General features: G+C 37.6%; 11 protein-coding genes. 6 read left to right on the top strand and 5 right to left on the bottom strand.

Features of this window, described 5'->3' with window-relative positions; genetic code table 11:
* The first annotated feature begins 39 nt into the window (after positions 1 to 39).
* Positions 40 to 555, top strand: a complete 516-nt coding sequence (gene dps / locus ACJJVX_RS08755) for a DNA starvation/stationary phase protection protein Dps (RefSeq protein ID WP_054203454.1) — start codon at positions 40 to 42, stop codon at positions 553 to 555.
* Positions 556 to 603: 48 nt separating this feature from the next.
* On the opposite strand, the gene ACJJVX_RS08750 is transcribed toward dps, so the two are convergent.
* Positions 604 to 2,043, bottom strand: coding sequence for a DKNYY domain-containing protein (locus tag ACJJVX_RS08750; protein ID WP_405631092.1), 1,440 nt, complete (start codon positions 2,041 to 2,043; stop codon positions 604 to 606).
* A 203-nt stretch (positions 2,044 to 2,246) separates the two neighbouring features.
* On the opposite strand from ACJJVX_RS08750, the gene ACJJVX_RS08745 reads away from it, so the two are divergent.
* A complete protein-coding gene (locus tag ACJJVX_RS08745) occupies positions 2,247 to 3,977 on the top strand; it encodes a SulP family inorganic anion transporter (protein ID WP_405631254.1) in 1,731 nt (576 codons plus the stop codon).
* Positions 3,978 to 4,258: 281 nt separating this feature from the next.
* Positions 4,259 to 4,492, top strand: a complete 234-nt coding sequence (locus ACJJVX_RS08740; protein ID WP_054203456.1) for a hypothetical protein — start codon at positions 4,259 to 4,261, stop codon at positions 4,490 to 4,492.
* A 92-nt stretch (positions 4,493 to 4,584) separates the two neighbouring features.
* Here ACJJVX_RS08740 and ACJJVX_RS08735 read toward each other — a convergent pair whose 3' ends face one another.
* Together ACJJVX_RS08735 and ACJJVX_RS08730 are read right to left on the bottom strand one after the other, a co-directional pair.
* Positions 4,585 to 6,642 (bottom strand): prolyl oligopeptidase family protein, encoded by a 2,058-nt coding sequence (locus ACJJVX_RS08735; RefSeq protein WP_054203487.1) that lies wholly within the window; start codon positions 6,640 to 6,642, stop codon positions 4,585 to 4,587.
* A gap of 299 nt (positions 6,643 to 6,941) precedes the next feature.
* Positions 6,942 to 7,277 (bottom strand): zinc ribbon domain-containing protein YjdM, encoded by a 336-nt coding sequence (locus tag ACJJVX_RS08730; protein WP_054203488.1) that lies wholly within the window; start codon positions 7,275 to 7,277, stop codon positions 6,942 to 6,944.
* A 303-nt stretch (positions 7,278 to 7,580) separates the two neighbouring features.
* Here ACJJVX_RS08730 and ACJJVX_RS08725 point away from each other — a divergent pair, with 303 nt between their 5' ends.
* Entirely contained in the window at positions 7,581 to 9,137 is a 1,557-nt protein-coding gene (locus tag ACJJVX_RS08725) for a cell wall metabolism sensor histidine kinase WalK (RefSeq protein ID WP_054453756.1), read from the top strand.
* Positions 9,137 to 9,814 (top strand): response regulator transcription factor, encoded by a 678-nt coding sequence (locus ACJJVX_RS08720; RefSeq protein WP_054453754.1) that lies wholly within the window; start codon positions 9,137 to 9,139, stop codon positions 9,812 to 9,814. Before ACJJVX_RS08725 ends, ACJJVX_RS08720 begins: the two co-directional genes overlap by 1 nt.
* A gap of 30 nt (positions 9,815 to 9,844) precedes the next feature.
* Here the strand turns inward: ACJJVX_RS08720 and ACJJVX_RS08715 are convergent, their stop codons facing one another.
* Positions 9,845 to 10,708 carry a delta-class carbonic anhydrase gene (locus tag ACJJVX_RS08715; RefSeq protein ID WP_405631087.1) on the bottom strand — a complete coding sequence of 288 codons (864 nt, stop codon included), beginning with the start codon at positions 10,706 to 10,708 and terminating at the stop codon, positions 9,845 to 9,847.
* A 200-nt stretch (positions 10,709 to 10,908) separates the two neighbouring features.
* The gene (locus tag ACJJVX_RS08710) at positions 10,909 to 11,157 is read right to left on the bottom strand and encodes a hypothetical protein (protein WP_054453752.1); all 249 of its coding nucleotides are present in this window, start codon (positions 11,155 to 11,157) and stop codon (positions 10,909 to 10,911) included.
* A gap of 300 nt (positions 11,158 to 11,457) precedes the next feature.
* Between ACJJVX_RS08710 and ACJJVX_RS08705 the strand changes: the two genes are divergently transcribed.
* On the top strand, positions 11,458 to 12,966 hold the full coding sequence (locus ACJJVX_RS08705; protein ID WP_054453749.1) for an NYN domain-containing protein: 1,509 nt from the start codon (positions 11,458 to 11,460) through the stop codon (positions 12,964 to 12,966).
* Positions 12,967 to 12,992 lie beyond the last annotated feature (26 nt).

The raw sequence follows: 12,992 nt of genomic DNA, 5'->3' as shown, positions 1-12,992 counted from the left end.
GATTATTTAAAGCATCAATTTATTTAAGCAGGAGAAATTATGAGTAATAGTAAAGTTGCTGAATTTACAGCTCCCGGTATGACTAGCGAATCTGCAACACGCACCATTGATCTACTCGATAACCGCATGGTGGCCCTGATTGATTTACAACTGACTTTAAAGCATATTCATTGGAACGTAGTAGGTCCTAACTTTATTGGCGTACATGAAATGCTTGATCCGCAAGTGGAGGTAGTTCGAGAAATGACCGACACCATCGCTGAGCGAATTGCCACGCTAGGTGGTGTGCCAATCGGTACTCCTAAATCCATTGTTGATCGCCGCTCATGGGAAGATTATTCAATTGGCAAAGGCTTGGTAAAAGATCACCTAGTAGCACTTGATAAAGTATATAACGGCATTAATGGTGATCACCGCAAAGCTCTTGAAAAGTTATCTGAATTAGATCCTGTGTCTGAAGACATGATCATCGCACAACTTGCTGACCTTGAGCAGTTTCAATGGTTTGTTCGTGCGCACTTAGAGTCGTCAACTGGGGAACTAAAAACCAAATAACCCCCATAATACCCAGACAACCCTGCCCGTAGTGCAGGGTTTTTGTCGCTATTTTTTACCTACGCGCTCAGCTTCTTTATAAAAATAATAATCGTCTTCGCAGTCATATTTATCATAGTCTCGATGACTTATAGTAAACGTTTTAGGGTCAGCTCCAAGTACTTTTTTCTCGTGCCAATACACGGCATCAGCATCTTTTAGCAGCTTATCTCGATTAACAACTTCCATGCTATCAAGATCTACCCTATGTATTTTATGGTGACCAAAATACACTGTTTTTCCGTCACAGCCATACATAGCAAACCGCTCTAATAGCGCAAACTCCTGTACATCAACAGATTCCAATTGCGTGCCTTGATAGTAAACCGCATCAGTCGTTTTTAAAAAATCATTGTTGCTTAGCTCTACTCGCTCGTCGCTATAAGGACCAATAAGCTGTTGTTTAAAATATAGATGATTTTTATCGCTGGAGTAATTTCCGGATGGAGATAATAATGTAAAATGTTCAGGCACTACTTTTTCTAGTGGTTTAGCTAAGTAAAAAACCTGCTGTGAGTCACACCCAAATGCAAAATTACTTAATAGCTCAAACTCATTAGCTTTGGCATTGGGTAATTCCTCAGCCCCTAAATACACTTTACTATCAATAATAAAGTAATCGTCGTCGAGCACTTTTAGTGTATTAATATCTTTGTATGGCACGCATTCAAGCCATGTTGTTGTATTAAAAGAACCATCAATATCCTGCTCATATTTGCCTTGATGCCAATATAAGTGGTTATCGTCGTATATGTAGCGCTCATCAAATGCTTTTACTCCAACGCCACTGACAGCCGTTCTATTAAACGTATCATCGCATTTAATAAACACGCTATGTTGATCTTTCACTATAGACTCAGTTAAATGTGAAAACGTGTCGTAACCGATATTCTGGCGTACAAAGTTATAATAATGGTGGTTGCAGTCTTTTGCCCAAAAATCATTCATTAAGATAAATGTGGCAGGATCTGCACCACCTAGAATGATGAACTGTTGTTCTGGTCTTAATTGACTCGCCATGGCAAAAGACACGCTGCGCTTATGAATAAAAACATGGTATTTATCGCGAATAACATCGTGCTCTATAATTTCAAAGCTATCGTAATCCACTTGACCTGAAATAACATGGCAACCGTAATAAAGCTGATACTTATCTTTTGCAAAGTTACGCGCGATGACTTCAAATGAATCAATATCAGCGCCTTCAACTAAGCTATTACCGAGTGAAAACCAGTTTCCCATTGGAGAAAAACGGATCTGCTTTTTATTGACCGAGTAATAATATGAATCCGAGCGTTCACTATCAACAGGCCCTGAAAAAACCATTGAAGGGCTTACTAAAAAATTAAACAACGTACTCTTATTTTTAAGCGTAGGAAATAGTGAGTTCAAAAGTTGTAGCACGGCAAAAAAAGCAAACAATACAAAAATACAGGTCCAAAAATCCATTTTAATATCTCTATCCATAGGGGAGTAAGCATCTTAACTCAAATTATATTTAAGCTAAACTTTCGTCAGCCAATCAATCATTTCCTGCTTACATAAAAAAGGTTATTTTATATAACCTAAGTTATAGCTATTAAGTAAAAAACAGACTCTGCGCTATACTGATTAGATTAAATTTACTATCAAAGTATAAAAAGGAAGCTATTCTGATCTCTCGTTTATATGATTTTATGCCCGGCTTAAATACGTTACTTCACTATGAACGAAAATGGTTTGCTGATGATGTAAGAGCTGCACTCTCTGTCGCAGCGGTGGCATTACCAGTTGCGATTGCCTATGCACAACTCACCGGTGTTAACGCTGCGGTAGGTTTATACTCTTGTATTTTACCGATGATCCTTTACGCATTATTTGGCACTTCAAGACAGCTCATCGTCGGACCTGACGCAGCAACTTGCGCTGTTATTGCAGCAGTCGTTACACCACTGGCAGCTGGTGATAGTTTCAAGCATTGGCAACTTGTTGTCACCATGACTGCAATGACCGGCTTTTGGTGCTTTATTGCAAGCCGCTTTAAGTTGGGAGTATTAGCTGACTTTTTATCTAAGCCGATTCTTATGGGTTTATTAAATGGTGTCGCGATTACTATTATTGTTGGTCAATTTTCAAAAATACTTGGCTTCACTTTTGATGAAAAGTATTTATTGGAGCGTTTAGCCGCAATACCAACATACTTATCCCATACTCATATTCCAACTCTTTTAATGACCTTCTTTACAATTGCTGTTTATTTTACAATGAAACGCCTAAAGCCCACCTGGCCTGCATCTATGTTCGCCATAGCATTTGGCGCAATACTCGTATGGCTGTTTAATTTAAAACAGTTTGATATAAACACTATTGGTACTGTTACAGGTGGATTACCGGTATTTCACCTCCCGGTATATGATTTTGGGATTATTCGTGAGCTGGTGGTGCCTGCACTTAATTTAGCTATTGTTAGCTTTGTAAGTATGATGCTTACTGCGCGCAGTTTTGCCGCAAAAAATGGTTACGACATAGATGCTGATAAAGAATTTAGAGCACTGGGTATTGCTAATATTGGCTCAGCTTTATCACAAGGCTTTGCTGTCAGTGGCGCAGACTCACGCACTGCTGTTAACGACGACTCTGGCGGTAAAACACAGTTAGTGTCAATCATTGCAGCTGGCATAATCGCTATCATTGCACTGTTTTTAACAGCCCCCCTTGAGTTTATTCCCAGCGCAGCTTTAGGTGTGGTGCTTATTATTGCCTCTATTCATTTATTAGATTTAAAAGCTGTATGGCAATTAAAACGCAAAGACAAACACGCATTTTACCTTGCCTTAGCAACCTTGTTCGCCGTGCTCTTTATTGGTGTAATACCGGGGATCACACTTGCTGTACTATTAGGTTTATTTCAATTTATTCGAACTGTAATGCGCCCAACAGACAATGTGCTCGGCGTTGATGTAAAAGGCGTAGTAAGAAGTTTAGACACCACAGATAAAGCAAAAGCCGTACAAGGTGTATTTATTTATCGGTTTAATTCTCCTCTAACCTACTTTAATGCAGGCTATTTTAAACGCAGGCTTCTTGAGCAATACGCACGACAAAAAGACGACACACAGACACAATGCGTGATTATTGATGCTGTGCCCTGTTTTACGCACTTAGATTTAAGTGTCATGGCAATGCTAGCCGATTTAGATGTGATTTTTAAAAAGCGCGATATTCGTTTAGAGCTTGCAGGCAGAAAGCGCCAGCTACTTACGTGGTTTGAAATCGCAGGCATGACAACTGGCAAAGAAGGGATCTACATCCACTCAGACCTATATGTTGCCCTGCGAAAAAACAGCGTCAGTCAGCCTATTAAACAAGTCGACTTATTTGGAGAAAATCAAATAGCGCCTTAGTAATAATAAAAACACACTGCTTAATGGATGAAAAATACTCATCCCATTAAACTCAACAATAAAATTATTTGAGTGGTGGGTATAGCGCTATATCAACATTAAATAATAGTTTTTGCCAACGGTGGCCTTTTATCTTTATTGAGTAAAACAAACCAATCAAGTCAACACCTTAAATTGTATGATTTTCATTCGGCTATATGAAAACTATTCAATATTAAAGCCAAACTCACAGTGCTAAGTTTTTATTACCCAACAGGGTAAACAATCAATAGGAAATAATAATGAAGAGATTTATAACATTGAGCCTCGCTTTTGCAGTGACACTAGTTACTACAACTAGCTTTGATAGTGAAGCCGCGAATAAATATACAACGTGTAAATATCAAAAAGTTGCCGGTGCCCCTCACGAGCCAAATACAAGAACCAAATATTTTTCAGGTCATGTTCAATGCCCTGCAAACTTAACAACAGGCGAGGGTTATCATAGATTAGTATCACAAGTGCATAACAACTAAACTTAATTCTTGAATTCAAAAAAGATAATATATTGATTATAAAATAAAAGGTCAGATATTAGCCTGACCTTTTATTTATTTGGAAGTATGCTCTACTTTAATCTTTCCATAAGATAAACATAGCTTAAACTACTCACCATCGCGCTTTGCTCATTATTAGCAGCGCCAGCATGACCACCTTCCATATTTTCAAAGTAAAGAACTTCAAGACCCATGCCTTGCATTTTTGCTACCATTTTACGTGCATGTGCAGGGTGTACACGGTCATCACGTGTAGAAGTAGTAAAAAACACTTTTGGATAGTCTGTTTCCTTTTTCAAATTATGGTAAGGCGAATACGTTTTAATATAATTCCATTCACTTGCAACATCAGGGTTTCCGTACTCCCCCATCCAACTAGCACCAGCTAATAACTTATTGAAACGTTTCATATCAAGTAATGGGACTTGGCAAATAACCGCATTATATAAATCAGGTCGACGTGTAAATGCAGCCCCAACTAATAAACCACCGTTGCTACCACCTTGAATTCCTAAGTGTTTTGGTGACGTTATTTTTCGAGCAATCAAATCCTCTGCAATAGCTTCAAAATCTTCAAAAGCTTTATGACGATTCTCTTTTTGTGCACTTTGGTGCCAGCTTGGTCCATACTCTCCGCCACCGCGAATATTCGACAATACATATACACCATCATTAGCCAACCAGTTCTTTCCTAAACTTGCTGAATAATAAGGCTGCATTGATACCTCAAAACCGCCATAGCCGTATAACAAGGTAGGATTTTTACCATCGAGCTTTAGATTTTTGCTATGAACAATAAAGTAAGGAACTTTAGTACCATCTTTTGACGTTGCAAAATGTTGTTTCGATTCATACTTACTTGCATCAAAGTGAGACTTTGCACTTTTTATTACTTTCGGACTGAGGCTTTTACCATCAACTAAATACAAACTTGAAGGTGTTAAAAAGTCAGTGTAGTTTACGAAGAAATCATCTTTATCTGGATCTGTATTGAAGACCGAGATACTTCCCGTCGTAGGAAAATCGACTTGCTCTATTTTCCATTCATCATTTTTAGCTGGGGTATAATGATAGAGTTTGTTTTTTACATCTTCCATTACAGTGACTAAAATAGCTGACTTTGTAAAACGAAGGCTTTCAATTGAAACGCGCTCAGTAGGTTTAATAAAACTGATAAACTCAGCTTTGTCGGCAATTAAAGAGTTGACGTCAGTATAAATAACCTCCGCTTGCACAAATTTTTTCCATGGCGATTTTAGCTGTACAAACACTTTATCGTTATTTAATCCGACTACAGACGCATCATTAGGAAGATTAAGCTTAACGAGTTTATCTTTTGCTAAAACATACATGTCACGCGTATAAAAACTTGTACCATCATAAATCAAATGATGCGTTTTATCGCCGTCATAAGCCGTATATCCCCCTGCTGATACAGAACTTTTACTCGCAGTAAATACTGTTTTTGCGGACTCTAATTTGGTGCCTCGCTTCCACAACTTTACTACCCCTGGATAACCAGAGTCAGTCATTGAACCTTCGCCAAAATTAGTACCAACAAATACTGTATTTTCGTCATACCAAGAAATAGATGATTTTGCTTCTGGTAAACTAAAACCATCTTTAACAAATGACTTAGTGCTAATATCAAACTCTCTTACAACGGTTGCATCCGCACCGCCACGAGATAATGATAATAAACAGCGCTGATAGCGAGGGTAATGGCAATTCATACCTTTATATACCCAGTTTTCATTTTCTTGCTCAGCTAATTCATCTAGATTTAAAACCGTTTCCCACTTTGGTGAATCTTTTTGATATTCAGCAAATGTAGTACGGCGATAAACACCACGAACATGTGTTTCATCACGCCAAAAATTATAATAATAACCCGCACGTTCTGCGGCATATGGTATCCGCTCTTTGTCATTTAAAATCGCTAACGTATTATCAAATGTTGCTTGATAGCTTTTCTGGGATTTAAGGTGCGTTAAAGATTCATCGTTTTGTTTTTTAACCCAGTCAAGAGCTTGTTTACTTTCAACCTCTTCAAGCCATAGAAAAGGGTCTTCTGTGGCAAAAGTATTCGTTATTATTAACGAAGAAGCGATCAGTGCAGTACGCAATATATTTTTTCTTTTCACGTCATTTCCTTCTGATTAAAAAACCACTTTATAGCAACCAGTACCTGCAATCAACACAATTGCGAATGCCAAATATCATACTTTGGCCTATACACCCAAGTCACCTCAAAATGCGAACATCGGTGGCATTAGGAACATAAAACAACTATTTCGAAATCGCTTAGCTGTAAAAATTACACAGCAAGGGATAATATAATTACTTTAATAATCACATATCATAGGCTCTGCCTTGTCTAAAAACCTAACATGCTGCTGCAAACTCAACCTCGAAAGATAAACAGGCCCTACGCTTTTTTCACAAACTTAGCCGTTATCATCATTTCGCCTACCCCATCGACCTTACAATCGAGCTGATGGTCTTTCGTATCTTTAATCCAACGGATCACCGCTTTGGTGCCAATTTTAATAACGAGCGAGCTGGCTTTAATTTTTAGATCTTTAACCACAGTTACTTTATCGCCCTCGGCTAATAAAGTGCCATTGGCATCTTTAACGTTAACTGCATCTTCTAAGGCATCACTGACAGGATCCCATTCATGTGAACACTCAGGGCAAATCAATAAAGTGTGATCTTGGTATACATATTCAGATTGGCATTTTGGGCAAAGGGGTAAAGACATAAGTAAGCACGCGTAAATAAATTTTCAATTATAATAATCACTCACACTGAATTTGTCTATTTGTAGACATTACGTGCAAAACTCTTGGAAAACACTTTTGCTTACTCACCACTTACTTAGCTTTTTACCTGGGAAAAATGGCATATCCACCTTTTGAATAGGCTGTTAGCGTTGAAAATAGCCATTGTAGAGAGGTTTATTATCCAGAGTTTTGGTTAATTACAATACAACCCTAAGTAGCTTTTATTGCGTCGTAAAAGCCTTACATGTACCCTTACCTGACTTTTAGAATAAGTAACTATTATGTATAAGCGTAAACTTTTTTATTTTGGCCTAACAACCGCCTTCTTTTTATTTTTGGCCCTGCTTAGCACCGCAATATCGTCGCATTTAACACGTGAAAATTTATTACAAAGTAATATAGCGCACTCATTACTTGTAGAGCATGAAAAGCTATCAAGTATTTCATACCGACTTTTTAAACAACTGACCGATGAAATAATTTTTGGCCAAAATGCCAACCAAGCTTACGTACGTAAAAAACAAAATTTAATTCAGCAGTCACTCAATCAAATTAAAAAGCTCGAAATTGAACAACGAAAAGCACTTGGTATATCTTTTACCAAAGGAAGCATCGAAGATACAGATGAGCTTGTACGGATGATTGATGAAATCACCATTGAATTTAGAGCGGTTGTGAGCAGCGGAAATAAAGCACCGTTAAATCAACAGGCACAACTAAAGCGCTTATTAGAAGTAACCATTGATGATCAGTTTAGAGAGGCTATCAATTCAGCCGTGGCTCGCCAAACCCGTGTTGTTACAGCAATTAATGCCAAAATGGATATGCTCAACACCACTATATTATGGTTTGCTATTGGCCTAGGCGCTCTTTCTATTCCACTAATATTATATGGCTGCTATTGGCTTTTTAACCAGCTTTATCAACCTCTTATACTAATTGCTAACGCAACAAATTCTATTGCGCTGGGCCACTACCAAAAACCTATATCTGTAAAACTAGATGATGAGTTTGAAGAACTGGCCACCTCGATAAATCAACTCGCTCTGCGCCTTCAAGAGCATGAAAACAATGCAATACAATCTAGAAAACAATTAGAACAAGAAGTAAAACAACGTACCAGTGAACTCACTGAAGCCAACCTTTTATTAACTAAAATTGACTCAAGGCGTCGTCAATTTATTGCCGATGTTTCACATGAATTACGCACACCATTAACGATAATCAGAGGTGAAGCACAAGTAACACTGAGAATGCAGTCTGTATCGGTTGATGACTTTAACCAAACACTAACCTCAATACTCGGACAAGCCGTGGGTCTAAGCCGTTTAGTTGACGACCTACTACTGTTAACACGCGCAGAGATGAACCAAATAGGCTTAGAGGTTTTACCAACCCAAATAATGCCATTAATAAGAACTGAAGTTGCTAAATGGCAAAAACTGAACCTAAGTCGCAGCATTGCATGCGTAACTCACTCAGATCTAGACGATTTAGTCGTAACAATAGACACCCAAAGAATACAGCAAGTGCTAGCAATTTTATTCGACAACGCCATTAAATACTCAAAATCAGATCAACCCATCGACATCAGTCTACATAAAACAGAGTCACTTATTACGATTACCATAAAAGATCATGGTGAAGGGATCTCTGCTGCTGAAGTTGATAATATTTTTGAACGTTTTGTGCGCTTTAGTAAACACAGTGAAGGCTTAGGTTTAGGGCTACCAATCGCAAAAGCCATTATTGAAGCTCACGATGGCAGCATTAGCGTTATATCTACCCAAGGACAGGGATCTGTATTTTCAATCTCTTTACCTTTAGGACATGTATGATGAATATATTACTCGCAGACGATGAATTACCTCTATTAAATTTTTTATCGCGAGGTTTACGGGCTGAAGGCTATGAATGTACAAACCTAAATGAACTACACGAAGTGCTCCCGTTTATTAAAAAGCACTCCCCTCAACTAGTGATCCTCGATAGGCTATTTGGTTCACAAGATAGTTTATCAATACTCGAAGCTATAAAAGCCTTACCAACCCCCCCCATGATTTTGATGTTAACTGCACTGGATGAAGTATCTGAACGCGTTAAAGGACTCGAAATGGGCGCTGATGACTACCTATGTAAACCTTTTGATTTTGATGAGCTATTAGCCCGTGTACTCGCATTAAAACGACGCATGAATACATCGCAACAGCATAATCAAACAACACAAAACATCGGTTCACTCGCTTTACTGATCCAACAACGTATAGCGTTACTCAATGATAAAGAGTTACCGCTGACAAAAATTGAGTTTGAGTTATTGCTTTATTTTGTTGAAAATCAAGACAAAGTACTATCTCGAGAGCGAATATTGAGCCGTGTATGGCAAACCTATAATGAGCCAAATACTAATATTGTTGATGTTTATGTTAGTAAATTAAGAAAGAAAATAGAAAGCGAACCTGATTTAACTATCCAAACATTGCGCGGAAATGGTTATAGAATGAGTCTAAAATAGCGCGAGCGGGTCACTCGCGCTTTAATTATATTAAAGTGAAATAGGCGATAACAACTTAGGGTTTTGCACTAAGTTTCGCACAGCGTGGGCATGATCTTCTTTAAATACATTATCATTACACCACTTACCAACACTGTTAATATCAACCATTGCAACATTAGGTCGGACGCTCCAGCTCACCTGTAACGGTGACGCTTTTTCATTATATGATGGGCCAGTAGTCGATCCTAGGTATTCAACAGGCACCCCCATATTAGTTGGTATATTAGGCGCTTGGTAATAGCCATTTACTTTTTCAACATCAGTAAGTTGTGAAAAGTTAAGCGCATTTTTATCATTCGCTAAAACAATCACCTGCCCTTCAACTCTCAAGCCCGGATTCATCGTACTTTCAGCTAAACACGCGCCTAATGTTGGCCCTGGTGTAACTTGTGCTGATGAATAAACAAAGTGCACTTCTAGCGTATCACCTACGTTTAATGAATCCCCCTTTGCAGAACAAATATTACTATTAACGGGTTTTAACTGGGCTGCTGATAATTTACCATCATAGATATAACCGGTGTGATGACCTTTCCCATCACCGTTGCCTGCAAAAGAGGTGAACTCGCCACCTTTATGCTCTGCATTTTTATGAAAATGAATATTACATAAATTAAGATAGCTACGGCTAGGCGCAGTACCAAAGCTACGTAAATTAGTTCCGTAACCTTGATCTATATCACGTGGTGATTGTGGCCCAAAGCCTTTGCCATTCGTGTTTTTTTCAAGTGCTACGCGCTGCTCTGCAATCACACTATCACTCACTGTTTTTGCACCAGCCATAGCACTCGTTAAAGTAAATGCCGACAAGCTAATAATACATGCACATTTTGCAATCATTGTTTTTTTCATTTTTTTCACTTTCATTTATGCCTTTTGTTAAAGTTCATAAACTCATGTTATTGAAAGTATCTAAAAAAAACTTATAGGGAACATTAAAATTAGATTAAAACTAAGAGAGTAATCGCACCAACATCGCAGCGATTAATAATTGAAAATGAAATGGTAACCTGACTTGATATTCAAGCTACCTGAAAAAACAGTTCGGCCCATTAATGTGATTTTTTAGGCCCTCGGCGAACCAAATCTTTCCCATTTTCAAATACATCCTGTGTTACCCAGCGACCTAATAACAACTTATGCTGATCATCAAGCACAGCGACAAACGGGCGACCATTTGTATTATTAGTGGCCAATGCCACACCTGTTACATTTTTTAAACCCAAGCCGCCGTTATCAATTAAAAATAAAAAAGCTTCAAGTTCGTCAAGTGTATCTATTACATCATTATCGTTAATCATGTTCATTGCTCATTACTTATTAATGGACATAGAATAACAGTTATGGGAAAGAGGATAAATAATAACAAGCTTTAACGCCTGCAAAGAAGAGCATTAATTAATCAAAAAAGACTTCTGAATAATCAATTTTTAAATTAATTATACAAATTTACCCATATACTATATCGACTAGCAGAACTGTCATAATTTTCAATTAAAGGTCCAAAATTTCACCTGAAAATTATTAATACAAAATAACTTGATCAGCGTAATCAACTAGAGGATGTTTGAAGGGTAATAGCAAAATAAATAGGGTAAAACATGTCTAAACTAAATAGTGCGCTGTTCATTGATTTCGATAATATATTCATTTGCGCTAGCTATGAAGAGATCGGACATTTGTTTATTGATAAAATATCCTCATGGCTCAAAGAGCTCAGTCAAACCCGACATTTTAATGTTAAACAAGTCTACATGAACCCTATCTCATTCTCTCAATATCGACAGCCATTTTTAGAGCATGGATTTAAAGTAATCGACTGCCCACCCGTTACGACTCTTGGTAAAACAGCAACGGATCAAGAAATAGCGGTCGATGCAACTATGTGCTTGATAACGCAGCCTCATATAGAGGAATACTTTATCATGAGTGCCGATGCCGATTTCACACCGGTTTTACGTAATGCCCGTGCACTTGGTAAACAAACCGGTATCAGCTTTGCAGGAAAAGCTAGTAAGTGCTACCTATCAGTTGCAGACTCCGTTTATAAACTCAATGAGCTTATTGGCTATACACAAAATGATCTACATTTAGAGCTAACACACACTCCACCGCTTCCCAAATCAGTAAAGCATAAATTAGAAAGTAAGTTAGTGTCCTACTTAGCAACAATTAAAAAACCGATTTACATCGGTAATATTACAACTAATGGTGCACTAGAGGATATCGAAATTCCAAAACATCGCTGGGGGTTTAAAAATTTTACGCAGTTGCTCAAACACCTTAATTTGCACCCTTATAAATCTGATTCCTCCTATCTATATGACCCTGCTTATCATGCTATAAAAGGTAACTATCCAGATGCGCAAATTATTACGCTAACACCATCTAATAAATTAAATAATACAACCAAACTAGTCTTGTGTGACACTGATAAATCCAATATAGCTGATTGGTTAAACACTCAGATTACACTAACGAATAAGCCTATTCATGTATCTAATTGCATACATAACACCCCATTATCTGAGTTTATTGCAGCAAGAAAACAATATGGCTTTAAGACAATATCTTTGCTTATTGCTAGCTTGAAACTAGATGAATTATGCTATCATAGCGGTTATATTTTTCATCCCAAAAAACATCTCATCACGGGTGCTCACCCCAACTGTGTGATTATTAATTTGCCTCATGATGAGACATCAAATTCACAAGCTTTAAATGAGCAACCTGTGACTTCGTTAAACGATAAATTACAAAAAGTACTTGATAGATTAGAAATTCCTTTATTTAATAATAACGTGTTTACGCGCATTTTTTCTGTTTTGTCTAAAGGTATTGCGTTAAGCCTTTATTGCCCAAAAGCACTGTCAAATTTTGTCACTGAGGAAGTCGTTAAGTCAGGTAATACTGTAAAAACGAAACACATTGAAAATATCATTACCCACTTGCAGAATTCGGGTCATTATTTTTCTGATAATGACTGTACTAAAACACTCACAAATGCGTTTTTAAAATATTTACGCGAACAGTGCCAAGCTTTAAATATTCCACTCACCATCAAAGAGCAAGTACAAGTAAAAAGCTTTTTTATAGCGGATAAGCTGTAATTAAAGAGGTAAATACAGGCGTATAA

Origin of the sequence: Pseudoalteromonas sp. Ld20, from assembly GCF_045064175.1 — a bacterium.
Taxonomy (GTDB): domain Bacteria; phylum Pseudomonadota; class Gammaproteobacteria; order Enterobacterales; family Alteromonadaceae; genus Pseudoalteromonas; species Pseudoalteromonas neustonica.
The sequence above is the reverse complement of the archived record's forward strand: the minus strand, read 5'-3'. Positions and strand labels throughout refer to the sequence as shown.

Coding starts and splice junctions, on each gene's coding strand:
- ACJJVX_RS08740 (WP_054203456.1), top strand. CDS start 4,259: ATGAAGAGATTTATAACATTGAGCCTCGCTTTTGCAGTGACACTAGTT.
- ACJJVX_RS08725 (WP_054453756.1), top strand. CDS start 7,581: ATGTATAAGCGTAAACTTTTTTATTTTGGCCTAACAACCGCCTTCTTT.
- ACJJVX_RS08715 (WP_405631087.1), bottom strand. CDS start 10,708: ATGAAAAAAACAATGATTGCAAAATGTGCATGTATTATTAGCTTGTCG.
- dps (WP_054203454.1), top strand. CDS start 40: ATGAGTAATAGTAAAGTTGCTGAATTTACAGCTCCCGGTATGACTAGC.
- ACJJVX_RS08750 (WP_405631092.1), bottom strand. CDS start 2,043: ATGGATTTTTGGACCTGTATTTTTGTATTGTTTGCTTTTTTTGCCGTG.
- ACJJVX_RS08730 (WP_054203488.1), bottom strand. CDS start 7,277: ATGTCTTTACCCCTTTGCCCAAAATGCCAATCTGAATATGTATACCAA.
- ACJJVX_RS08710 (WP_054453752.1), bottom strand. CDS start 11,157: ATGATTAACGATAATGATGTAATAGATACACTTGACGAACTTGAAGCT.
- ACJJVX_RS08705 (WP_054453749.1), top strand. CDS start 11,458: ATGTCTAAACTAAATAGTGCGCTGTTCATTGATTTCGATAATATATTC.
- ACJJVX_RS08720 (WP_054453754.1), top strand. CDS start 9,137: ATGAATATATTACTCGCAGACGATGAATTACCTCTATTAAATTTTTTA.